The 23,710-nt window shown below is 69.8% G+C and carries 20 protein-coding genes, 1 pseudogene and 1 riboswitch; of the genes and pseudogenes, 6 read left to right on the top strand and 15 right to left on the bottom strand.

The features are described from left to right. Nucleotides 1-55: 55 nt before the first annotated feature. Complete coding sequence (locus DEU38_RS06430) at nt 56-1,675, top strand: alpha-(1->6)-mannopyranosyltransferase A (protein WP_114719271.1); 1,620 nt, start codon at nt 56-58, stop codon at nt 1,673-1,675. A gap of 16 nt (nt 1,676-1,691) precedes the next feature. Continuing rightward, nucleotides 1,692-2,627 (top strand): phytoene/squalene synthase family protein, encoded by a 936-nt coding sequence (locus DEU38_RS06425; protein WP_114719432.1) that lies wholly within the window; start codon nt 1,692-1,694, stop codon nt 2,625-2,627. Between the two features lie 59 nt (nt 2,628-2,686). Here DEU38_RS06425 and DEU38_RS06420 read toward each other — a convergent pair whose 3' ends face one another. Next, on the bottom strand, nt 2,687-3,055 hold the full coding sequence (locus DEU38_RS06420) for an Rv2175c family DNA-binding protein (RefSeq protein WP_114719270.1): 369 nt from the start codon (nt 3,053-3,055) through the stop codon (nt 2,687-2,689). Nucleotides 3,056-3,177: 122 nt separating this feature from the next. On the opposite strand from DEU38_RS06420, the gene pknB reads away from it, so the two are divergent. Then, nucleotides 3,178-5,184 carry a Stk1 family PASTA domain-containing Ser/Thr kinase gene (gene pknB / locus DEU38_RS06415; RefSeq protein WP_114719269.1) on the top strand — a complete coding sequence of 669 codons (2,007 nt, stop codon included), beginning with the start codon at nt 3,178-3,180 and terminating at the stop codon, nt 5,182-5,184. A 96-nt stretch (nt 5,185-5,280) separates the two neighbouring features. Here the strand turns inward: pknB and DEU38_RS06410 are convergent, their stop codons facing one another. Both DEU38_RS06410 and DEU38_RS06405 read right to left on the bottom strand, forming a co-directional pair. Beyond that, nucleotides 5,281-6,666 carry a class II 3-deoxy-7-phosphoheptulonate synthase gene (locus tag DEU38_RS06410; protein WP_114719430.1) on the bottom strand — a complete coding sequence of 462 codons (1,386 nt, stop codon included), beginning with the start codon at nt 6,664-6,666 and terminating at the stop codon, nt 5,281-5,283. 100 nt (nt 6,667-6,766) lie between these two features. Then, on the bottom strand, nt 6,767-7,258 hold the full coding sequence (locus DEU38_RS06405; protein ID WP_114719268.1) for a polyadenylate-specific 3'-exoribonuclease AS: 492 nt from the start codon (nt 7,256-7,258) through the stop codon (nt 6,767-6,769). 66 nt (nt 7,259-7,324) lie between these two features. Here DEU38_RS06405 and DEU38_RS06400 point away from each other — a divergent pair, with 66 nt between their 5' ends. Next, on the top strand, nt 7,325-8,641 hold the full coding sequence (locus DEU38_RS06400; RefSeq protein ID WP_114719267.1) for a glycosyltransferase 87 family protein: 1,317 nt from the start codon (nt 7,325-7,327) through the stop codon (nt 8,639-8,641). A 42-nt stretch (nt 8,642-8,683) separates the two neighbouring features. Here DEU38_RS06400 and DEU38_RS06395 read toward each other — a convergent pair. The 8 genes and pseudogenes from DEU38_RS06395 to DEU38_RS06360 all read right to left on the bottom strand — a co-directional run. Next, a pseudogene (locus DEU38_RS06395) lies at nt 8,684-9,460 on the bottom strand (DUF4436 family protein); the annotation flags it as partial. Between the two features lie 100 nt (nt 9,461-9,560). Continuing rightward, entirely contained in the window at nt 9,561-10,196 is a 636-nt protein-coding gene (locus tag DEU38_RS06390; protein ID WP_397484382.1) for a vancomycin high temperature exclusion protein, read from the bottom strand. Nucleotides 10,197-10,253: 57 nt separating this feature from the next. Next, nucleotides 10,254-10,991 (bottom strand): 1-acyl-sn-glycerol-3-phosphate acyltransferase, encoded by a 738-nt coding sequence (locus DEU38_RS06385; protein ID WP_114719266.1) that lies wholly within the window; start codon nt 10,989-10,991, stop codon nt 10,254-10,256. Between the two features lie 67 nt (nt 10,992-11,058). Continuing rightward, nucleotides 11,059-12,045, bottom strand: a complete 987-nt coding sequence (locus DEU38_RS06380; RefSeq protein ID WP_114719265.1) for an ROK family protein — start codon at nt 12,043-12,045, stop codon at nt 11,059-11,061. Nucleotides 12,046-12,089: 44 nt separating this feature from the next. Then, nucleotides 12,090-12,506, bottom strand: coding sequence for a hypothetical protein (locus DEU38_RS06375; RefSeq protein WP_181818687.1), 417 nt, complete (start codon nt 12,504-12,506; stop codon nt 12,090-12,092). Then, on the bottom strand, nt 12,503-13,708 hold the full coding sequence (locus tag DEU38_RS06370) for an ArsA family ATPase (RefSeq protein ID WP_114719426.1): 1,206 nt from the start codon (nt 13,706-13,708) through the stop codon (nt 12,503-12,505). The genes DEU38_RS06375 and DEU38_RS06370 overlap by 4 nt, the downstream gene beginning before the upstream one ends. Before the next feature lie 35 nt (nt 13,709-13,743). Continuing rightward, nucleotides 13,744-14,181 (bottom strand): SRPBCC family protein, encoded by a 438-nt coding sequence (locus DEU38_RS06365; protein ID WP_114719264.1) that lies wholly within the window; start codon nt 14,179-14,181, stop codon nt 13,744-13,746. 87 nt (nt 14,182-14,268) lie between these two features. After that, entirely contained in the window at nt 14,269-14,655 is a 387-nt protein-coding gene (locus tag DEU38_RS06360) for a polyketide cyclase / dehydrase and lipid transport (RefSeq protein WP_114719263.1), read from the bottom strand. A gap of 169 nt (nt 14,656-14,824) precedes the next feature. Between DEU38_RS06360 and DEU38_RS06355 the strand changes: the two genes are divergently transcribed. Next, nucleotides 14,825-16,636 carry a long-chain fatty acid--CoA ligase gene (locus tag DEU38_RS06355; RefSeq protein WP_114719424.1) on the top strand — a complete coding sequence of 604 codons (1,812 nt, stop codon included), beginning with the start codon at nt 14,825-14,827 and terminating at the stop codon, nt 16,634-16,636. A gap of 82 nt (nt 16,637-16,718) precedes the next feature. Here the strand turns inward: DEU38_RS06355 and DEU38_RS06350 are convergent, their stop codons facing one another. The 4 genes from DEU38_RS06350 to DEU38_RS06335 all read right to left on the bottom strand — a co-directional run bounded on the left by DEU38_RS06350 (nt 16,719) and on the right by DEU38_RS06335 (nt 21,274). Further along, nucleotides 16,719-17,846, bottom strand: coding sequence for a glycosyltransferase family 4 protein (locus DEU38_RS06350; protein WP_114719262.1), 1,128 nt, complete (start codon nt 17,844-17,846; stop codon nt 16,719-16,721). A gap of 37 nt (nt 17,847-17,883) precedes the next feature. Further along, on the bottom strand, nt 17,884-19,260 hold the full coding sequence (locus DEU38_RS06345) for a hypothetical protein (RefSeq protein WP_258557649.1): 1,377 nt from the start codon (nt 19,258-19,260) through the stop codon (nt 17,884-17,886). A gap of 96 nt (nt 19,261-19,356) precedes the next feature. Further along, nucleotides 19,357-20,394 carry an NlpC/P60 family protein gene (locus DEU38_RS06340; protein WP_174914805.1) on the bottom strand — a complete coding sequence of 346 codons (1,038 nt, stop codon included), beginning with the start codon at nt 20,392-20,394 and terminating at the stop codon, nt 19,357-19,359. Between the two features lie 268 nt (nt 20,395-20,662). Beyond that, on the bottom strand, nt 20,663-21,274 hold the full coding sequence (locus DEU38_RS06335) for a C40 family peptidase (RefSeq protein WP_114719260.1): 612 nt from the start codon (nt 21,272-21,274) through the stop codon (nt 20,663-20,665). Nucleotides 21,275-21,289: 15 nt separating this feature from the next. Then, nucleotides 21,290-21,454: riboswitch (cyclic di-AMP (ydaO/yuaA leader) on the bottom strand. Between the two features lie 503 nt (nt 21,455-21,957). Between DEU38_RS06335 and DEU38_RS06330 the strand changes: the two genes are divergently transcribed. Further along, the gene (locus tag DEU38_RS06330; RefSeq protein WP_114719259.1) at nt 21,958-23,706 is read left to right on the top strand and encodes a DEDD exonuclease domain-containing protein; all 1,749 of its coding nucleotides are present in this window, start codon (nt 21,958-21,960) and stop codon (nt 23,704-23,706) included. Nucleotides 23,707-23,710 lie beyond the last annotated feature (4 nt).

Here is a 23,710-nt window from a genome sequence, read left to right as displayed (position 1 = left end):
GTCACGACGCGGCCGGATATCACTGAACGATCCTTCCGGGGAGGAACCTGCACCGATGTCGGCCTCTTCCGGAATCCACGACGCTGCCGTTACCGAGCGGTCCTGGCTGCGTTCGAGCGCCGATTATCTGCGCACCCCCGAGGGACATTCGACGGTTCTCGGTTTCGTCGGCGCCCTGATGATCACGTTCGGCGGCTTCGGCGCCGGCAGCGTCCGTCGGCACGATCCGCTGCTCGAGGATATGAGCCTGTCGTGGCTGCGCTTCGGTCACGGCTACGTCCTGTCGACGATCGTCATCTGGGGCGGCGTCCTGGCGATGATCACCGCGTGGGTGCGCCTCGGCCGAGCCACGATCAAGGGCAGTGTCGGCCTCCGAGCGCTGACGTGGACGGTCCCGGTGTGGACCGCGCCGATGCTGCTCGCGGTCCCGATGTTCAGCCGGGACGCGTACTCCTACCTGGCGCAGGGAGCCCTTCTGCGGGACGGCTTCGATCCGTACGCGGTGGGACCCGTCGTCAACCCGGGCATCCTGCTCGACAACGTCAGCAACGTGTGGACCACCACCACCGCACCGTACGGTCCGATCTCACTACTGCTCGGCCAGGGCATCACGACCATCACCGGTGACAACGTCGTCGCGGGCACGATGATGCTGCGTCTGACGATGCTTCCGGGTCTGGCGCTGATGGTGTGGGCGCTGCCCCGGCTGGCCCGTCAGCTCGGCGGCAACCCGGCGATCGCGCTGTGGCTCGCTGTCCTCAACCCGCTGGTGCTGATCCATCTCATCGGTGGCGTCCACAACGAGCTTCTGATGGTCGGCCTGATGGTCGCCGGCATCACTCTCGCGCTGGATCGCAAGCATGTCGCGGCTGTCGCGATCATCGCACTCGGCGTCGCGGTGAAGGCCATGGCAGGGATCGCGCTGCCGTTCATCGTGTGGATCTGGATGATCCACGAGCGCGACAAGGCGCTGGCCGAGGGCCGTGAACCCGCGACACCCCTGGCGGCCTTCTTCAAGACCGCGGGCACCGGGTTCGCGGTGTTCGTCGCGATCTTCACCGCGGCCTCGGCGGCCGCCGGTGTCGGGATCGGGTGGCTCACCGCGCTGTCCGGCTCCGCGAAGATCATCAACTGGCTGTCGCTGCCGACGTTCCTGGCGCACATCGTCACGGTGAGCAGCGAGCTGCACGCCGGTCAACCGGCCCTCGAGATCACCCGCATGATCTGTGCGGTCGCGCTCGTCGCAATCCTCGTCGCGGTGTGGTGGCGGTTCCGCAAGACCGAGCGCGACGCAGTCATGGGCATCCTCGTCGCCCTCGTCGCGATCGTCGTCCTCTCCCCCGCCGCACTGCCCTGGTACTACTCGTGGCCGCTCTCGATCGCCGCCGGCTTTGCAATGTCGACCCGAACGCTGCAGATCCTCGTCGGTCTGTCGACGTGGCTCATGCTGGTGTTCCAGCCGGACGGGTCGATCGGGCTCTACACGTTCTTCCACGTCGCGCTGGCCACCTTCGCCGCTGTCGTGGCTGCGGTGTCCCTCAGGACCGTCGACCCGCTGCGTCTGCGGTCGGTGTCCGACAAACCCCGTGCCGCGGCCGCGGCGGCCGCGGTGGCGGTCGACGAGATGACCGACGCCGCCGAGCAGCGCTCGTCGGTGACCCGACCAGCAGTGTGACCCGACCAGCGCTGTGATCCGAGCAACCCCCACGGACGACCTCGCCGCGGCGTACCGGCACTGCCGTCGGCTCGCCGCCGAGCACGGCCGCACCTACTACCTCGCGACCCGCCTGCTGCCGCCGGAGCGACGGCCCGCCGTCCACGCCCTGTACGGGTTCGCGCGCACGGTCGACGACGTCGTCGACGTCGACTGCGCCGGCCGGCCACCGGCCGAGCGCGCGGCAGCGGTCGACCTCGTCGAGTCTCGTCTCGACGATGCACTCGCCGGACGCCCCGTGGACGATCCCCGCACCGGTGCGGTCGTCACGGCCCTCGCCGACACGATCCGCCGCTACGACATCCCGGTCGCCCACTTCCGCTCGTTCCTCGACTCGATGCGGATGGACATCCCGGGCACGCCGACGTACCGCGCGAACTATCCCGACATGGACGCGCTGCGGCAGTACATGCACGGATCGGCCGCGGTGATCGGCCTGCAGATGCTGCCCGTCCTGGGCACCACGACATCCCTCGCGGAGGCCTCGCCCCGGGCGGTGGCGCTGGGCGAGGCCTTCCAGATGACCAATTTCATCCGCGACGTCGGCGAGGACCTCGACCGTGGGCGGGTGTACCTACCCGCCGACACCTGGACCACGTTCGGGGTGGACGAGGAACTGTTGCATCGCTGTCGGCGCACCGGGACGGTCGACCCGTGGCTGCGGCGGGCGCTGGCCCACTTCACTGCCCTGACGCGAGCGCTCTACCGGCAGGCGGAGCCGGGACTGGACATGCTCGAGCCCCGTGTCCGTCCGGGGATGCGCGCCGCCTTCGTGCTGTACTCCGAGATCCTCGACGAGGTGGAGGACAGCGGGTTCCGAGTCCTCGACCGGCGCGCGACGGTTCCTCGGCACCGACGGCTGGCGGTTGCGTTGCCGCTGCTCGCGCGAACGCTGACCGTGCGGGACCGCTGACGACACAGCGCACCGGGTCCGGGCCGCGGACCTACCCGCGACCCGACCCGGCCGGAAACTCAGAACGCCATCGACTGTGCGCGGCGGACGACCTCACGCGCCAGGTCACCGTGCATCGCATCGATGGGCGTACCGGGCAGCGAATCGTCCTCGGCGAACAGCCACCGCATGATTTCCTCGTCCTCGTAACCGCCGTCCTTGAGCACGCGGATCAGTCCCGGCAGCAGACGGACGGGCTGTCCGTCGTCGCCGAAGAACGCCTCCGGAACGCCGAGGACGCTGTCACGGCGAACCGCGATCAGCTCGTGGTCGCGCAGCAACTGGTGCACGTGGGTGACGACGAGACCCATCTGCTTCGACACGTCTGCCAACTGCAGCAGAGAGATCGATCGGTCCAACACGTCATCGCAGTAAGGGATAGCACTCACTCCCGTAACGTTATCGGGTCCGCACCGCGGCTTCGACCACGGTCCCTTCGTCGGGACGGGGACGGTGACGCGGGCTGACTACGATCGAACTGAATCTGTGGAAGGAACGAGGGGGCGCGAGCTTGAATCCCGGAGGTCGACGACTGATCGGTGTGGTGCTCGATCGGCGCTACCGCATCGATGCACCCATCGCGCGCGGCGGCATGTCCACCGTGTACCGCGGCATGGACCTGCGTTTGGACCGACCGGTCGCGATCAAGGTGATGGACCCACAGTTCGCCGCCGATCCGCAGTTCCTCGCGCGCTTCGAGTTCGAGGCCCGCGCGGTAGCCCGGCTCAACCATCCCGGGCTGGTCGGCGTCCACGACCAGGGCAGCGACGGCGAGCACGCCTTCCTGGTCATGGAGCTCGTCGAGGGCGGCACGCTGCGCGAGCTGTTGCGCGAACGCGGCCCGATGCCCCCGCACGCCGCCGCTGCCGTCGCCCGACCTGTTCTCGAGGCCCTCGCCGTCGCGCACCGCGCAGGCCTGGTCCACCGGGACATCAAGCCCGAGAACGTGCTCATCTCGCACTCGGGGGACGTCAAGATCGCCGACTTCGGTCTGGTGCGGGCGATCGCCGCGTCGAACACGACGTCGCGCAGCGTCATCCTCGGAACCGCCGCCTACCTGTCCCCCGAGCAGGTCACCACCGGCACCGCGGACGCCCGCAGCGACGTCTACGCGGCCGGGGTGCTGATGTTCGAGATGCTGACGGGTACGACGCCGTTCACGGGCGACACGTCGCTGTCGATCGCCTACCAGCGCATCGACAACGACGTTCCCGAACCCGGCAGTGTCATCGACGGCGTTCCGGCGGAATTCGACGACCTCGTGGTCCGCGCCACCGAGCGCGATCCCGAGGAACGTTTCGCCGACGCCGGTGCGATGGCGGCCGAGTTGCGCTCGGTGTGCACACAGCTGCAGTTGCCGTCGTACCGGGTTCCGGCTCCGCGTCGGACGGCACAGCAGTCCGGCTTCCCCACCGCCGCCACCACGCGCACCCCGCACGATGCCGCGGGGCCGCCCGCACCGGCACCCGCGCCGTCCGAGAATGCGACGACCGTGATGTCCGCGCCGACGGAGGGTCCGCAGTCGGGCATCCAGCACACCAAGGTCGTCACCACCGCGACGCCGCGGCTGCCGGAGAGCCCGCCCGAGAGCGAACCACCGGCCGAACACGGCTTCGGGGACATCGACGCGCAACGGCGCCGGTCCCGCCGCACGGTACTGGTGTGGCTGCTGGTGATCCTGCTGGTCGCCGCCGGGCTGGGGTTCGGCGGCTGGTGGCTGGGCTCGGGTCGCTACGCCGCGATACCGGCGATCGACGGCCTCGACACCGCGGGCGCCACAACCGCGATCGAGGCCGCGGGGCTCTCCACGCAGACGCGGGGCGAGTACTCGAACACCGTCGCGGTCGATGCCCTGGTCGGCACCGATCCGGCCGCGGGCGCCAAGGTGCCGCGCGGGTCCGACGTGACGCTGTTGGTGTCGCTGGGCCGTCCCACGGTTCCCGAGGTCAGCGGTCGCGGCGATGTCGCCGCGGTCGAGACGTCACTGCGTGAGCGCACGTTCGCCCCCGTCGACGGCGGCGAGGCGTTCAGCGCGCGCGTTCCGGTCGGTGGCATCGCCGCGCTCGAACCGGCCCCCGGCACGATGCTCGACGTCGGCTCCCAGGTCCGGATGATCCGGAGCAAGGGCGCGCCGCCGGTGGACGTCCCGAACGTCTCCGGGATGTCGGAGGACGCCGCCCGCCAGGCCCTGGACTCGGTGGGCATCACTGTCCGCGACGTGCAGCAGGTGTTCGACGCGAATGTCGACGCCGGAGACGCGATCGGCACCGACCCCGCGGTGGGCACGAGCGTCAAGGCTGGGTCGAGCGTCACGCTGCGCGTCTCCAACGCGGTGAAGGTGCCGTCGATGCTCGGACGCACCGTCGGTTCCGCGAAGTCGGAACTGGCCCGCCTGGGCCTGCAGTACGAGGTCCGTCAGGTGGCCGGGTCGGACCGCTCGCTGGTGATCTCGCAGAACCCGGGTTCGGGTGACCGGGTGGCCCCCGGCGGCACCGTCACGCTGATCTCCTTCCCCTGACCCGTCCCCCTGTATCCCCCGAGAACGGCTGAAGGGTCCCCTCGTGCGCTGCGGGCGCAGTTCAAGGAAGGGACCCTTCAGGACGGGCGGTGGGTGTCAGCCGCGGAGCATCTCCGCCACGAGGAACGCCAGCTCCAACGACTGCTGGGTGTTCAGGCGCGGGTCGCACGCGGTCTCGTAGCGTCCGGACAGGTCCAGGTCGGAGATGTCCTGGGCGCCGCCGAGGCACTCGGTGACGTTCTCACCGGTGAGTTCGACGTGGATGCCGCCCGGATGGGTGCCGAGACCGTTGTGCACCTCGAAGAAGCCCTGCACCTCGTCGACGATCCGGTCGAAGTGGCGGGTCTTGTAGCCGGTGGATGCCTCGTGGGTGTTGCCGTGCATCGGATCGCACTGCCAGATCACCTGGTGACCGGTGGCCTGCACCTTCTCGATGATCGCCGGCAGCAGGTCGCGTACCTTGCCGTTGCCCATCCGCGAGATCAGCGTCAGCCGGCCGGGCTTGTTCGTCGGGTCCAGCCGCTCGACGTATTCGACCGCCATCTCGGGGGTCGTGCTCGGGCCGATCTTGAGGCCGATCGGGTTCGCGAGCAGTTCGGCGAACGCGATGTGCGCGCCGTCGAGTTGGCGGGTCCGGTCGCCGATCCACAGGAAGTGCGCCGACAGGTCGTACAGCTTCGGGTGATCGTCGTCGTTGTCGAGGCGCAACATCGCGCGCTCGTAGTCGAGGACGAGCGCCTCGTGGCTGGCGAAGATCTGTGCGTGGTGCAGGCTGGGGTCGGTGACACCGCACGCGTTCATGAACTGCAGGCCGCGGTCGATCTCGGCGGCGAGGGCCTCGTAGCGGGCACCGGCCGGCGACGACGTCACGAACTCGCGGTTCCAGTCGTGGACCTTGTGCAGATCGGCCATCCCGGCGCCGGTGAGCGCACGCACGAGGTTCATCGCCGCGCTGGCGTTCGCGTACGCACGGACCAGACGGGACGGGTCGTGGACCCGGACCGACTCGTCGGCGACGATCGAGTTGACCATGTCTCCGCGGTACGACGGCAGGCCCAGCGCGTCGGTGTTCGACGAGCGCGGCTTGGCGTACTGCCCGGCGATGCGCGCGACCTTGACGACGGGCAGGCTCGCACCGTAGGTGAGCACGACGGCCATCTGCAGCAGCGTGCGGATGTTGCCCTTGATGTGCGGTTCGGTGTTGTCCGCGAAGGTCTCCGCGCAGTCACCGCCCTGCAGCAGGAAGGCCTCACCGCGTGCCACCTCTGCGAGCTTCGCCGACAGCGCCTCGACCTCGCTGGCCACCGTGATCGGCGGCACGCTCTCGAGGACGGTGCGCATGGCCGACGCCTGGTCGGCGGGCCACTGCGGCTGCTGCGCGGCCGGCTTGGCGAGCGCGGCGTCGAGCTGCTCACGCATACCCGCGGGCAGCGGCGGAAGTTCGGGCAAGCGGTCGATCGGAACGTCGACAGTCCAGTTCACCACTACAGGATATTCGCCCCGTCGACCCCGGGTAACCGAAGGCCCCCATTCGACAAGATCAACCTGTGACCCGATCACCGCCGGGAGGCGGTGATCCTCGTCACCGAACCGAGCGGAAAGCCTCGATCGCATCGAACTTCGCGAGGTTGTGCCGGGCGTCCGCGAGCGCGTCGTGCGCATCGTCGGGAACCGGTGGCAGCGGCGGGCAGCCGTTCATCTCCCAGTGCTGACGCAGCTCACGCGTGTAGCGCGGCATGTTCGACGGCAGCTCGGTCATCGCACCCCACAGCTGGCAGAGCGCGACGTGGTCGTATGCCGCGACCCACGCCCACAGTTCGGGTTCGATGCCCGGCCGCGGCACGAGGAACTTCATCAGATCGTCACGGATGCGCGAACGGCTCTTCCACAGCGGCGACGACGGCGGCGGCAGCTTGGGCAGCACGTTCCGGCGCACCCATTTGCCGGCACGCTCGGGATCGAACTCGGTGGACACCGCGTAGAACTCGCGGCCGTCCTCGCAAACCACACCGATCGAGACGAGCTCGATTGTGCGACCATCCTCGATGAACTCACAGTCGTAGAAGTAGCGCACCGGGGGAGCTTATGCCCCCCGCGCCGGGGCACTCGACACCACGCCCCCCGTTCGTAGAAGGATGGCTTGGTGCACACCCCCACCCCCGACTCCGCCGACCGGTCCCCCGCTGCCGCCGCGGACTCGCCATCGGCGACGTCCCGACGGCGCTCGCCGGTCGTCGTCCTCTCGCGCGTCGCAATCGTGCTCGCGTGCGCGGTCGGCGCGGTGTACCACCTGTTCGGGATCCCCGGGCTGCGTGACGTCGGCTTCTACTACCGGATCGACCTCGACGTCTACCGGCTCGGCGGGTCGGTGTTCGCCGCCGGTGGCCCGCTGTACGGCTCGATGCCCCCGACCCAGTCGGGAATCGGACTGCCGTTCACGTATCCGCCGCTCGCGGCCGTGGTGTTCAGTCCGATGTCGGCGATCTCACTCGAGGCGGCGGGCGTGGTGCTCACGGCGCTGTCGCTGGTGGCCCTGTTCGCGACGCTGGTGCTCACCCTCGCGTCCATCGGGATCTCGCCTCGCTCGACTCTGGTGTGGACGGCACTGGCCGCCGCTGCAGCGGCCCTGACGTTGGAGCCGGTCTACTCGACGCTCGACTACGGCCAGGTGAACATCCTGCTGATGGTGTTCGTCGCGGCCGACTGTCTGTTGAAGAAGACGCCGTGGCCGCGGGGCATGCTCATCGGGTTCGTCGCGGCCGTCAAGCTGACGCCCGCCGTCTTCGTCCTGTTCTTCCTGCTCCGCAAGGACTTCCGGGCGGCGGTGACGACCGGGCTGAGTTTCGTCGGGTTCGGCGCGATCGGCTTCGTCGTGGCGCGGGCCGACTCGTGGCAGTACTGGACCGACACGCTGCTCGATTCGGGCCGGATCGGCGGACCCGCCTACCCCGCGAATCAGAGCATCACCGGTGTCCTCGCCCGGCTCGGTCTCGACCCGTCCGTCCGCAGCGTGCTGTGGCTGCTGCTGAGCGCTGCCGCACTCGTGCTCGCAGGGGTCGCGATGTGGCGGGCCTTCGCTGCGGGCGCGGCGGCGCTGGCGTTGTTCGTCAACGCGCTGCTGGGACTGCTGGTCTCGCCCGTCTCGTGGTCACACCACTGGGTCTGGGTGGCCCCGCTGCTGCTGCTCGTCGGCGTCGAGGCGTACCGGCGGCGCAGCCTGGTCCTCGGCGCCGGCGTGGTCGCCAGCGGGGCGATATTCGTGATCGCCCCGCACTGGCGCCTCGGTCACGGACGTTGGGAGGGAACCGGCTGGCCCGTGTGGGATCAGTTCCTCGCCTCGTCCTACGTGTGGTGGGCGATCGCCGTCATCGCGGCCGTCGCCGTCCACCTCGGGCGTCGTCGCGTCGGCGAGGCCGGCTCGGTGGCGGGCACCACGCATCTGACCACCGTCCCCTGACGCTCCCCTCGAGGATTCCGCGGCGGTATCGCGCCACCAGCAGAGCACGTACACCGTCAGCGAACCGACCAGCGTCACCACGACCCACATGGTCAGTGCGATGTCGACCCACGAGCCGATCGGCGGGTTGCCCGGCAGGATGCCGCGCAGCGGAATGACCGCGAACAGCATCGCGGCCATCCAGCTGAGCATGTCGGTGTGCACCCGTCGGCGGCGTCGCGCGGTCTGCACGGCGACGAAGGCGGCCAGTGCCGCGAGCACGGCCATCATCAGCAGCAGAATCGCCGAGTACACGAGGGTGCCCACGCCCCTGGCGAGATGGACCGTCGTGCTCGAGGCGAACTCCTCGTCGACGCCCACCGCGTCCGACCGGACCGTCCAGCCTTCGACATTGTCGTCGAGGTAGACGCTGCTGCGGTGGATCTCGACGCCGTCGCCCGTGCCGGTGTATGCGGCGACCACCATAGGGGCGACGTCGAACCGGTCGAGCGGCCACCGCCCGGCCTGTCCTTGCACCATCAGCTGAGCATCGAACGTGGTCGGCACCGCGCCGGCCGGGAACACCAGCTCGGTGCGCGACGTGCTGGGCGCGAGATGCAGGCTGATCGGTACGGCGAGCGTCTCCCCGTCCGGTCCGGAGAAATCGGAACCCGGCCCGATGGTGACTTCCACGTCGAGTCGGCCCGAGGCGGGGTGCAGCGACGTCGGGGTGACGATCACGGCCACCTCGTCGTGGTCGGTGTGGATCGCCACGACCTCGTCGCGGTCGTCGGTGCTCGACGCGTACACGGCGAGGGAACCGAGGTAGAACACGGCCATCACGGAGACGACGAGCCCCCAGAACAACCGGGGCCGGTTTCGCCGGAACGATGCGAGGGGCACGAGTGGGAAGATACCGCGATCGGAAACCCGGACGGATTTATCGGGCGAGCGCGTCGGCCACCGAATCGACCGGCGGAGAGGACACTTTCGGCTCCCGGCCGGTCAGGACATCGCGCGCCGCCTTCGGATAGGCGAGCATCTCCCGGACCGTGTTCTTCACCAGCGTCGACCGTCGCCCGCCGGCCCGACCCGCGCGGACACCGTCGACATCGATCCCGGCGGCACGCCCCAACGCGACGGTGCGCGGGAGGTGGAAACGCTGGGTGACGACGAGAGCACGCCGGATGCCGAACGTGCGGGCGGCGCGGACGCAGGTGTCGTAGGTGTCCAGTCCGTACGGGTCCTCGACGATCCTCGCGGGGTCGACCCCGGCCGCGACGAGATATCCGGTCATGGCCGCGACCTCGTCACCGGACTTCCCGTGGGCGTCGCCGGAGACCAGCACGACGGACGCGCTGCCGTCCGCGAGCAACCGCGCCGTCGCGTCCAGCCTGCCCCGGAGGAACTTCATCGGCCGACCGGCTCGCACCCGCGCGCCCAGCACGATCACGACCGGCGCGTACGGCGCATCGGACGGATCGTGCATTCGTCCGGCCGCGGCCGCGCCGATCCACACGAACGGCAGGCCCACCACCGCGACCGCACCCGCCCCTGCGAGACAGGCGCCGCGCAACACGGCTCGAGGAATCAGGGTTGTGGAGTTTCGAGGTTCGGGCACACCCGGCGGCGACTATCCGGCGCGGGTGTCGGGCACACGTGCGGCGTCGGCCGCCGATTCGGCCGGGTGCGCTCCCGGGGCCGGGTTCTTCAGCGTCGCGGCGTAGATGTCGACGTACTCCTGACCCGACAGGCGCATCAACTTGTACATGACCTCGTCGGTGACGGCCCGCTCGACGAAGCGGTTGCCGCCCATGCCCTCGAAGCGCGAGAAGTCGATCGGCTCCCCGATGCGGACGGTGACCTTCGCCGGCTTCCACATGCGCGAGCCGATCGGGTTGACCTTCGCGGTGTCGATCATCGCGACCGGGATGACCTTGACCCCGGACTCGAGCGCGAGGCGGGCCATGCCGGTCTTGCCCTTGTAGAGGCGACCGTCGGGCGAGCGGGTGCCCTCGGGGTAGATGCCGAGGAGCTTGCCGTCCCCGAGGACGCGCAGGCCCGCGTTGAGCGCGTCCTGCGCGGCGGAGGCACCGGTTCGATCGATCGGGACCTGGCCGACGGCGGAGAAGAACCACCGCTGGAAGCGGCCCTTGAGCCCGGTGCCGGTGAAGTACTCGCTCTTCGCGAGGAAGGTGATGCGGCGGTTGACTCGTAGCGGAAGGAAGAACGAGTCGAGCACCGCCTGGTGGTTGCTGGCGAGGATTGCCGGGCCGTCGGTCGGAATATTCTCGGCGCCTTCGAGTTTCGGCCGCCCGAGGAGCAACAGCACCGGACCCAACAACACGTACTTAAACAGCCAGTACCACATGGCGTCCTTCCGTCCGAGCTCGATTCCCCCAGGTCTACCCAGGCCTCCACCTAGGGAATGACTGTACTCAGCAGTCCGGACCGCTGCCACACGCCGCCGCGCGGGCCAGATCCGCCGCACCGATCATCGCGGCCGCCTCGCCGAGCAGGGTGTGCCGGATCCGCGCCAACGGCCGGTGGCCCGCACCGGTTGTCAGGCGCGCATAGTGCTCGCGGGCGTCGTCCAGGAAGAGCGGCGCCGACATGCCGACGCCGCCGCAGATCACGATGAGGTCGGGGTCGAAGACGTCCGAGACCGTCGCCAGCCCCACGCCGAGCCAGCGGGCAAAGTCCGCGAACACCGCGAGCGCCAGCGGATCTCCGTCCGAGGCCGCTGCCGCGATCCGTCGTCCGGTCAGCGACCCGGGATCGACCGCGACGGCGCGGGCCAGGACGGTCGACGCCGACGGGTCGGCCGCGAGCAGTTCGAGTGCGGTGTCCACCAGCGCGGTGCCACTGCAGTAGCGCTCCCAGCATCCCCGTTTCCCGCACGCGCACGGGCGGCCCTCGGGAACGACCTGCATGTGCCCGAGTTCGGGGGCCACGCCGAAGCTGCCCCGGTACAGCCTGCCGTCGATCAGCAGGGCGGCGCCGATGCCGGTGCCGATCGCCACGATGACGACATTGCGCCCGCCGGCGGCGGCACCGAACCGGCATTCCGCCCACGCGGCCGCGTTCGCGTCGTGCTCGAGGACGACGGGCAGACCGAGGCGCTGACCCAGCGTGCGGGCCACCGGCGCATCGACCCACGGCAGGTGCGGCGCGAATCGGACCGTGGTGCGGTCGGAATCGACGAAACCGGCGACGGCGAGACCCACCGCCGCGATGCGGTGCCGATCGGCCAGTTCGCGGACGGCCCGCTCGATCCCCCGCTCGAGTGCATCCGCAGCGTGCGGCGTCGGCGCCTGCGCCGTATCGAGCACGTCACCGCTCGCATCGACGACCGCGGCCCGGATGCTGGTACCCCCGACGTCCACGCCGACGGTGAGAAGTTCGGTGCTCTCCACCCCGCCGATTGTGCCGACCGCGCCCGGCGGTGCGTGCGGCGGGTACCGCGTGTCTAGTGCTTGATCGTGACGTCGATCGGCACGAACTTGTGCGACGTGAACGGCCCAGACGGCGCAGTGGCAGTCGGCGCATCGGCGGTACCGGTGGCGGCACGGTCGTGATCGTCGAGGACCTCACGCAGCACGGCGAGCAGCACGGCGCCCTGACCTGCCAGCAGCGTGACGAGGTCGTGCTGTTCACCGCGCACCAGCGCGGCCAGCGCGCACAGCGGGCACCACGAGCAACTGCTGCAGGCGGGCTGGGCGCCGGTGCCCGCGCCGGCCGTGTCGGCGACTGCAGCGGCGGCATCGGCTGCGCCCTCCCCGGAGCGGGCCGCCGCGGCCTTCTGCAGGATCGGCTCGAGCCGGTCGAGAACAGCCTCGGCGAGCGCCTTGAGTTCGGCGGCCAGTTCGGCGTGGTCGCCGGTCACCGGGGCCACACTGCGGGATCGGGGACGAACCGCACGACCAGGTCGGATCCGTCGAAGTCGGCGTCGCGCACGACGCAGCGGCGCAGCACCGACGCCAGGCGCACGCGACGACGTCTGCCGTCGGCTCCCACCAGCAAGTCGTCCTCCACTCGTCCCAGCGTCAACGTCCCGGGATCGACGAGCGGCAAGTGCATGCGCATCGCGTACACCGATTCGACGTCGCCCGAACCCGATTCGAGGGCGACGCGCACCGGCGCACAGTCTGCCCCGAGCACCTCGGACGGATCTGCCACGTCCGTGTAGACCGTGCGTGCCACACCACCGAGGGCATCCCACCCTATCGGCTCGTTCGCGAGGTGGTCGGCAGACAGCACCGTCACCTCACCCGTCGTGGCCGTCAACTCGGCCAGGATCTTCCGCTCCGCGGTGCGGCGGGTGTCGCACCAACTCGCGAGCTCCTCCGGCATGTCGCCCGAATCCATCTGGGGCAGAGTCTTGTTCACGACAATCGCATCGACGCGGAGCCCGGCGAGCGCCAGCGCGGACAGGACCCGGCGGGTCTCCGCGAGCGCGACTCGCTCGGCGCAGGTCACCACCCGCACCGACGTCCGGTCGCGGTCCTGCAGCAGGTCCCCCACCGCGGCAGTCGCGTCGAGCACCCGATCGAGCATCGCGACGACGAAGGCCAGCCGGGCATCGGTCGAGGTCGCGGCGGCGATACGCCGGTGCTGCGGCCACACGCGCTCCACGTATCCGGAGACGGATCCGGGAATTGCCAACGTGCGCAGCGCGTCCGCGGTCGGCGGGCAGTCCACGACGATGACGTCCCAGCGCGCCTGTTCGGCCAGTCGCACCACTTCGTTGAGCCCGAGGGCCTCCTCGACGCCGGGCAGCCCCGTCAATTCCTCTGGTGCCAGATCGGCGAACTGGGCGCCGTGATCGTGGACACCACCCAGGGCCAGCAGCGCGACGAGTCCGCGGTAGCGCTCCTCGAGCAGTGCCTGCGTGTCGATCTCGCGAGCGTGGAGGCCCGGTCCGACGCGCGACTCCTCGCTCCGCCCGACCGGGCGGTCGAGCACATCCGACAGCGAGTGCGCCTGGTCGAGGGACAGCAGCAGGACCCGACGTCCCGCCTCGGCGAGCGCGACCGCCGTCGCCGCCGCCACCGTCGTCCTGCCGACACCGCCCTTGCCGACGAACAGTCGGACCTGGGTGACCCGGGTGGAACCGGCGGCGCTCAGCCCTCCACCCGCTTCTTCAGTTCCTTGAGCGCGGTGTCGGTGATGACCTTCTCCGCCTTGCGCTTGAACAGACCGATCATCGGGATCGTCAGATCCACCGTCAGTTCGTAGGTGACACTGGTGCCGCCGCCGGGTTCGCGTTCGAGCGTGTAGGACCCGAACTGCGCCTTCTGGATCTCGCCGGACACCAGCTCCCAGCTCACCGACATCCCGTCGGGCGCCCAGCGGTACCGGAGCACGTAGGTGTCCTTGACCATCCCGGCGTCCAGCACGAATCGGACCTGTTCGGCGCGGCCGTCGGGCCCCGTCGAGAGCACCTCGACCGACTTCGCGGCCTCCACCCATGCCGGGTAGTCGTCGAAGTCGGCGATCACACCCATCACCCGCTCGGCGGGTGCGTCGACGGTGATCGACCTCTTGGTCTTCTCGGCCATGCCTCGGACGCTTCCTTTCAGAACGGCGCGACGTGCGCGTCACCGCACGTCCATCTCACACGATTTCCGACAGGACTCACAATCTCACTACTGCGGGGGTTCACCCGCGGCGCGTCCCGCCTCGAGCTGTTGCTTGAGCTCGAACGTCATCACCTTGCCCGCGAGCCGTCGGGCGTGGTTCATTCCGGCCAGGTCGAGGGACGCCAGCGCCTGCGGGCTCACGCCGGTCGGCTCCGCATGCAGGAAGTAGTGGACGACGGTGCCGTCCATGACCTGCTCGAGCCACACCTCCATCGTGCCGGTCAGCGGACCCGCCACCGTCCAGCGAATCCCCTTCTCCGCCCGATTCTCACGGACGTCGAGAACGAGGTCGGGCCACCACGCACGCCAGCGCGCGGGCACGGATACGCGGGCAGCCACCTTCTCCGGGGCTGCGGCGACAAAAGTCTGGTCGGCGACCTGAATGCTGCTCACTCCCACAGCTTCACACACCGCCCTCACGCCCCGTGATCTGGACTACACCTGGGTGGGAGAAGATCCACCAAGCCGCAGGTAGGTAGCCTTGCCGCGTGCTGTCCTCGGTCGGTCTATCGTGAGGACCAGCAAACCCTACTCGTCAGTATCTGCAGTGTCGGAGGTTGTCGTGCCCGAGTTCAGCGTTCCTGCCACGTTCACAATCCCGGAGGACGCATCCGCGGTCGACTCCGTCTTCGAGTACTCGACGACCAAGCCCGGACACGTCGTCTACCGGCGACAGGTCGGCGGGTCCTGGGTGGACGTCACCGCCCGCGAGTTCGCCGATCAGGTGACCGCCGTCGCGAAGGGACTGATCGCCCGCGGCGTCCAGCCCGGCGACCGCGTCGCGCTGATGTCCGCGACCCGCTACGAGTGGTCCCTGTTCGACTACGCGATCTGGAGCGCGGGCGGCGTCACGGTGCCGATCTACGAGACCTCCTCCGCCGACCAGGTCAAGTGGATCCTCGAGGACTCCGGCGCGATCGGCCTCATCGTCGAGACCGCCAAGCACTCCACGGCCATCGCGGAGGTTGCCGCCGCCGCACCCGATCTGCGGGCCGTGCTCCAGATCGAGCCGTCCGGTACCGACGAGGGCGCGGTTGCGGTCCTGACGGCGCAGGGCGCCGACATCCCGGACGACGAGGTACGGGCCCGCGCCAAGGCCCTGAAGGCCAGCGATCCGGCGACCCTCATCTACACCTCCGGCACCACCGGACGCCCCAAGGGCTGCCAGCTCACCCACTCGAACCTCATCGCCGAGTCCAAGGGCATCATCGATTCGAGTCTCGGCAAGCTGCTGACGACGCCGGGCGTGAGCACCCTGATGTTCCTGCCGCTCGCGCACGTCCTCGCGCGCGCAGTCAGCATCGCGGCCTTCGACGCCGGCGCCTCCCTCGGCCACACCAGTGACATCCCGAACCTGGTACCGACGTTCGCCACCTTCAAGCCCGATTTCATCCTGTCCGTCCCGCGCGTGTTCGAGAAGGTCTACAACACCGCCCGCCAGAAGGCGCACTCGGAGGGCAAGGGCAAGATCTTCGACCTGGCGGCCACCACCGCGGTCGAGTGGAGCGAGGCCAAGGACAACGGCGGCCCGGGCCTGATCCTCAACATCAAGCACGCCGTGTTCGACAAGCTGGTCTACGCCAAGCTGCGGGCGGCGCTCGGCGGCAAGTGCCAGCTCGCGATCTCCGGAGGCGCTCCCCTGGGCGCGCGCCTCGGCCACTTCTTCCGCGGCATCGGCGTCACGATCTACGAGGGCTACGGCCTCACCGAGACCACCGCCGCGTTCGCCGTCAACACGATCGGCAACCAGAAGGTCGGTACGGTCGGAAAGCCGTTGGCCGGCAACTCGGTTCGCATCGCCGAGGACGGCGAGATCCTGCTGTCCGGCCCGGTGGTGTTCTCCGGCTACTGGCGCAACGAGGCCGCGACGAAGGACGCCATCGAGGACGGCTGGTTCCACACCGGCGACCTGGGCACCGTCGACTCCGCCGGCTACATCACCATCACCGGCCGCAAGAAGGAGATCATCGTCACCGCCGGCGGCAAGAACGTCGCCCCCGCGCAGCTCGAGGATCACCTGCGGGCCCACCCGCTGATCAGCCAGGCGATCGTCGTCGGCGACCAGAAGCCGTTCATCGGCGCGCTGATCACCATCGACGCCGAGGCGCTGCCCGGATGGAACGAGCGCAACGGGAAGACCGCAGGAACCACGGTCGCCGAACTGCTGAGCGATCCCGATCTGACCGCCGAGATCGACGAGGCCATCGCGGAGGCCAACAAGCTCGTCTCGCATGCCGAGGCCATCAAGAAGTACCGCATCCTGCCGGTCGACTTCACCGAGGAGACCGGTGAGCTCACCCCCACCCTGAAGCTCAAGCGCAACGTCGTCCACGAGAGCTTCGCCGACGACATCGAGCGGATCTACAGCAAGTAGTTCCACCGCGACCTGGTCCGGCGCCCACCCTCCTCTTCGGACGGTGGGCGCCCGACTTTTCCGTGCGCGGCTCTTGCCCGCGTCAGCCCAGCAGGCGACGCAGCTTGCCCCCCAGCACATCCCAGCGCCAGTTCGCCTTCACCCATTCACGCCCGGCCGCGCCCATCGCGGCGGCCCGGTCCCGATCCTCGAGCACCGAGATCACCGACTGCGCGACGTCGTCCACGGACGTGCCGTCGACGACGAGCCCGGTCTCGTGCTCGACGACCGTCTCCGGCGCACCACCGGAACGGCCGGCGATCACCGGCACGCCGGTGGCCGACGCCTCGAGGTAGACGATGCCGAGTCCCTCCACGTCCAGCCCGGCACCGCGGGTCCGGCACGGCATCGCGAAGACGTCCGCGATGGTGTGGTGCGCCGCCAGCTCCGCGGCCGGGACGCCGCCGGTGAACACGACGTGCTCGGCGACGCCGCACTCGTGGGCGAGCGCCCGCAACCGCTCGGCGTCGGGCCCCCCGCCGACGATCACCAGGACCGCGCCGTCGATGCGCCGCCGGATCGCGGGCAGCGCGCGGATCAGCTGGTCCTGCCCCTTGCGCGGAACCAACCGCGACAGGCACAGGACCGTCGGCCGATCCCCCAGCCCGTAGCGTGCGCGCAGTTCCGCGCGCGCCGCCGGGTCGGGACGGAACAGGTCGGTGTCGACGCCCGACGGCAGGTGCTCGAGCGCGGCGTGCGACCCGAATGCCGCCGCGAACCTGCCCCGCGTGTACTTGCTGACATAGGTGACGGCGTCGGTGTGGTCCCCGATCCGGCGCAGGGCCTGTCGCGCGCCGGGCAGCATGGACCAGCCCACCTCGTGGCCGTGGGTGGACGCGATCACCCGCTGCGCACCGGCGCGGCGGACCGTCGGCGCCAGCAGGGCCAGCGGGGCCGCCGCCCCGAACCACACACTGGTGCACTCGTACTTCTCGACGAGCTTGGCCGCACGCCGCGCCACGAACGGCGTGGGCACCATCAGCGTCGTCGGGTGCCGCACCACCGCGTAGGGTTGCTCGGCGTCGAAACGAATGTGGCTGTCCCCGCGCCATCTCGGGGCGTAGACGACCAGTTCGTCCGCGGGAAGCTGGGCCGCAAAGGCATGCAGGTACGACTGGATTCCACCAGGTCGCGGAGGAAAGTCATTCGTCACCAACAGGGTTCGACGCATGCGTCCACCGTAGGTGCCGGCGACCCGGCACCGGGCGTCAGGGTCGGGACAGCTGCCCCTTGATCCAGCCGGCCCACGAATCGACCAACCCGTCCGTCCCGGTGCCCAGGATGCCGCGGATCCGGCTGTCGAGATCGGTCGCGGTGACCGGCCCCCGGGCCAGCTGCCGGTACAGCTCGTCCAGACGCGGCTCGCCGTACTCGGCGGCGATGAAAGCCGCGAGGGACCAGGACGATTCGTAGGCCGCGCGGGCGGTGTCACCGCCGGCCCGGAAGTCCTCGTTCGCCGGCAGCGCCGTCGGCGGACCGGTCCGCGCCACCTCCGCCGCCAGGGTGGGCGCGAGGTCCCCGAATCGCGCCTCGATCCCGTGGTAGCCGACGTAGTCCGCGTAGCCCTCGAGCATCCACATGGGGGATCCGTCCTCGGTTGCCGGACGGGCCGCGACATGGGTGAGTTCGTGCCGCAGGACCGAGACCCGGGTCAGGTCGGTGAGGCGTCCCGCCGCCTCCGGACTGAACACGATCCGCTGCCCCGACGCCGTCCCCGAACGATGATCCACGGCATCGGACACCGCGACCGCGGCGATGTCGGCTCCGCTGTGGTCCGAGCCCACCAGCGAGGAGAACTCCTCCTGCGAGCCGGCCACCATGACGACGGCCCTTCGCGACCAGTCCTCGCCCCACACGTCGGTCACGTGGGCGACGGCGTCCCCGAGGTCCGCCGCGATCAAATCGATCATCGCCGACTGCTCGGGGTGACCGAGCACGATCGACGGGCGCCCCTCTTCACCGGCCACCGTCCGTGTCGTGACGGGTCCGAAATCCCAAGGACCGCGCCACGTTTCACGATTCGATCCAGGCAGTGGCGAATCGTCCACCAGCTTCCAATCGTCACCATGCCGAGCCAACAGAAGCGAGACCGGCTTGCGGGTGGACTGGGCATCCGCGCCGGCGATCCCGTAGCGCAGGTACACCGCCGGGGCCCACACGTCGGAGGCACCGAGCGCGTCCGCCAACCCGGACGGGACCGGCGTCTCCGGTTCGAGCCCGATGTCGTAGGCGAACTCGGAGAAGGGAACCTGCGCAGCATTGTCGGCCCGCCGGACCTCCGAGTCGAGAAAACCCGGTATCGCCTGCGGATCGAACAACGCCGGCAGCGCCGCCGTGTCTCCTGTCCGCACCGCACGCGCCCACTCGTCCAGCACTGCCTGTGCACCCGTTCGGCGACCGTCGTCGTACGGGTTCCCGACCGGCGCTGCGGGGCCCGGCGCCTCCGGTTCGTCACCGCCCCGGTCGAACGTCGTCAGGGAGAGGACCAGCGCCACCGCGATACCCAGCCCGGCCAGACCTACCCACTCCCACCGACGCACACGCCGCCGCGGCGCGGGACTCGGTGAGTGATCATCATCGGGCACGTCCGAGAGTCTAGGAGCCGCGGACACGGATGGACCCGATACCCCTGGGTATCGGGTCCATCCGGTGTCGGTGTATCGAGCGTTGGGGCGGCGTTCTCAGTAGCGGCGAGCGCCGTAGAAGGGCATCGACGCCATGGAGTCGACCTTCACCGGCGTGCCGTACGTCGAGGCGTGCAGCACGTTGCCGTCACCGGCGTACAGGCCGACGTGCGAGGCGTCGCTGTAGAACAACACCACGTCGCCGGGCTGCAGCTGACTCTTGTCGACCGGCGTACCGCCATCGGCCTGCGCCTGACTCGAGCGCGGCAGAACCTTGCCGATCTGCTTGTACGCCCACACCACGAGCCCGGAGCAGTCGTACGCGTCAGGACCGGTCGCGCCCCAGCTGTAGGGCTTCCCCACCTGGGTCAGTCCGGCCTGCAACGCGGCCGATCCGGTACCCGAGCCGAGGTTCGCCAGGATGCTCCCGGCGTCGACGCCGGCCGGGAACGGCGAGCCTGCCAGCTGTGCACGCTCGGCACCGGTGAGCTGGTCGAATGCCTTGGTGACCGAGTCGATCTGCTTCTGCAGCTCGCTCTGCTTGTTCTGGAGCTCGTCGCTGACCTGCTTGGCCTGCTCGGTCGCGGCGCGCGCCGCATCGGCCGAAGCCTGCGAGGCCTCCGCCGCGGCGGTCGCGTCGGCGGTCGCCTGCTTGAATCCGGAGACGGCCTTCGAGGTCTCGTTCGAGATCGCGTCGAGCGCCGACATCTGATCGAGCAGCTGCTGCGGCGAGTCGCTCACCATCAGCGCGAACAACCGGTTGGTGCGGGCGCCCTGGTAGCTGGCGGCGGCGAGCTTGCCGACCGTGGGACGGAACTGGTCGATCCGGGACTCGGCGGCGGCAAGCAGGTCACGATCTCCGGCCAGGCGCGCCTCCGCGTCCCGCTGGGCCGCCTGCTTGCCGTCGAGGTCGATCTGCGCGTTGTGCAGCGCCTCGGTGGTCTGTTCGGATTCGCGCGACAGGTCCGCGAGCCGCTCCAGCGCCTCGGTCGGGTTGCTCACCAACGGATCCGCGCCGGCCGAACCGGCGGGCAGTCCCACGAGGGTCAGGGAGAGCACTCCCGTCGCCAGAGCGGCACACATCGAACGCTTCATCTTCTGCGAGGACTTCTGGGAGGGCACAGCGGCGCGACTCTCCGTTTCTGGATTCGTCTCCACCAGACGGCGGTGGGGCCTGCAAGGGGGTCCGTAAGGTCTCGAACAGGTTACGGAATGGCATATGTCCGTGTCTACCCGGGAGTAGGACAATTCGTACATCGTCGCGAAAGCCACAAAAGGCCCGGGACGGACACGTGTCGAAAGACGTGCAGGGCGGGTCCGACCGGAGTCGGACCCGCCCTGCACACGTCGAACGTCTAGCGCGTCACGCGTAGCGGCGTGCGCCGTCGAACGGCATCGACGACACGGGCGCCAGCTTGACCGGCTGACCCGCGGTCGAGGCGTGGATGACATTGCCGTCGCCCGCGTAGATGCCCGAGTGGCTTCCGCCGTAGAACGAGATCACGTCGCCGACCCGCAGGTCGGACTGGGCCACGGCGAAACCGGCGGCGGCCTGGTCGTAGCTGGTGCGCGGGAGGTTCAGACCGGCCTGCTTGTAGGCCCACTGGACCAGACCCGAGCAGTCGAACGCGTCCGGGCCGGCAGCGCCGTACACGTACGGGGCACCGAGCTTGGCCCTGGCGGCCTCGACGGCCTTCTCACCTGCGGTGACGATGGGGGCGAGCGGGGCCGGGACCGCAGCCGCGCTGCCGGTCGCGACGCCGGGCACGATGCCCTCGGGAATGCTCGGGGTGATGCTCGCGATCGCGGCGTCGACCTGCTGCTGCGTCACACCGGGGACCTCGACGGTGCCGACACCCGGGATGTTGATCGGATCGGCAAGGGCGGGGGCGGCGGAAACCGTGACGGCTCCGACGGCAAGTGCGCCGGCAACGGCGGCGCGACGCGCGGAACGCGTGAAAGTAGATGACGCCACGAGAAAGGGGACTCCGTTTCTTCCGTTCGTCCGCCGACCGAGTTAGCTGACGGGTTCGGGCTGGGAAGATCAGCCCTACCCGACGACACCGCAGCGCGGCTTCGACGGGATTCACCCCAGAAGAACTTGGGTTCCCGGCTCGTCCCCTCCGGAGAGGTTCCGATTAGGCGGTCCCAGCGATGCCGTCCCGGGTGGGGCGGCAAGACTCCGCTAGGTCTCGAGAAGATTACGAAAGCGCATCCCTCGTGTCGACTTGGACGCGCGGAAATCGCTCCGTTTTCCCGATTTGCCGGGTTTGAACCCGCTTCGATCGACACATGATCACGACGAGATAACGAGCGGTCCCTTTCCCTCGCACCCGCGACCGGCACCCCGCGCCCCGCCGGGGACCGACCACACCCCGACAGGAGCCCGTGTATCCGGCGTCACCACTGGTCAACGCCGATCGACACCGCGCCGGGCCGAGGGACGCAGCGCCCCCGCCGACAACGGCACACGACCCACACGCGGCCACCGAAACCGCAGTCCCGCAACGAAGATCACGCGCCACACATTCGACGAGCCCGCCGGGCCAGTGTGATCCTCGTCTCTCCAGGCCGAATCGCCACCCGATCCACCGACTTCCGGTGCGTGCCCCCGCGTGCCGCGGGCACTGTCGGTGCCGGTCTCTAGTGTCCCGAGGCGTGAGTGCGCCGCGATCCGCCCGTTCGACCGACGGAACCCAACTGACGTTCGACGAGCTGGACACACCGCTGCACGAGATCACCTTCGTCGTCGTCGACCTCGAAACCACCGGCGGCAGCGCCGATACCGATGCCATCACCGAGATCGGCGCCGTGAAGGTGCGTGGCGGCGAGATCGTCGGTGAGCTCGGAACTCTCATCGACCCGGGACGCGCGATCCCGCCGTACATCGTCGAGATCACCGGAATCACGACCGCGATGGTGCGCGGTGCACCCCGCATCGACGCCGTCCTGCCCGCGTTCCTCGAGTTCGCCCGCGGTGCCGTGCTGGTCGCCCACAACGCGGGATTCGACGTCGGGTTCCTCAAGGCCGCCGCGGCCCGCCAGGACATCCCCTGGCCCAAGTTCCAGGTGTTGTGCACCGTGAAGCTCGCCCGCCGTGTCCTGAGCCGCGACGAGGCGCCGTCGGTGAAGCTCTCGGCGCTCGCGACCCTGTTCGGGGCCGAGACCACCCCGACGCACCGCGCACTCGACGACGCCAAGGCCACGGTCGACGTCCTGCACGCCCTCATCGGCCGGGTCGGCAATCAGGGTGTGCACAGCCTCCCCGAGCTTCTCGACTACCTGCCGCGGGTGTCGTCCGAACAGCGCGCCAAGCGCACACTCGCGAGCCACCTCCCCCGCACCCCCGGGGTCTACCTGTTCCGCGGCCCGTCCGACGAGGTCCTCTACGTCGGCACCGCGACCGATCTCCGCAGCCGGGTCCGTACCTACTTCACCGGGTCGGAGACGCGGGGGCGGATGAAGGAGATGGTCGCGCTCGCCACACGGATCGATCACGTCGAATGCGCGCATCCACTCGAGGCCGGGGTACGCGAGCTCCGACTGCTCAGCGCCCACGTGCCCCCGTACAACCGCCGATCCAAGTTCCCGATGCGCGGCTGGTGGGTCACCCTCACCGACGAGGCCTTCCCGCGCCTCTCGGTGGTCCGTACAGCGACGATCGACGCGCTGGGGCCGTTCCGGTCCCGCACCGACGCCGCCGACGCCGCACAGACCGTCGCCGAGTTCTGCGGCCTGCGGACGTGCACCACGCGCATCCGCCGGGGCCAGCCGCACGGACCCAAGTGCCCTCCCCGCGATCTCGGCGGCTGTCCCGCGATCTCCGACGACGAGGACGGCTACGCCGTCGCGCCCGAGCTGGCGCGGGCATTGTTCCGCGGCACCGACGACGCGCCACTGCACCGAATGCGCGACCGGATCGAGGAGTTGGCGGCCGCCGAGCTGTTCGAGAGCGCCGCACGACTGCGTGACCGCACCGCGGCGCTCGGGCTGGCCCTTCGGCGCATGCAACGGCTCGGGTCGCTGACCGCCGTCGACGAGCTGATCGCGGCCCGGCGGGCGGCCGACGGCGGGTGGGAGTTCGCGATGGTCCGCTCCGGGCGCCTGGCCGCCGCCGGCGTCGCACTGCGCGGGGTTCCACCGATGCCGGTGGTCGAGGCGCTGGTGGCGTCGGCGGAGACCGTCCTGCCCGATGCGACTCCGCTCCGCGGCGCCTCGCCCGAGGAAGTGGGGCTCGTCGCACGATGGCTGTACGCCGACGGCACCCGCATCGTCCGAACCAGTGCGGGATACGGCGAACCGGCCCACGGAGCGGGTTCGTGGGAGGACTGGTGCACGCTGGCGCGGGGCGCGGCACCGCCTACTGTGTTGGACGAACGACAGCACCGTGCCGCACCAGAGCACTGAAGGA

This window comes from Rhodococcus sp. AG1013, assembly GCF_003350365.1.
Lineage (GTDB): Bacteria > Actinomycetota > Actinomycetes > Mycobacteriales > Mycobacteriaceae > Prescottella.
Note: the sequence above shows the minus strand (reverse complement) of the source record. Positions and strands in the feature narration are given on the sequence as shown.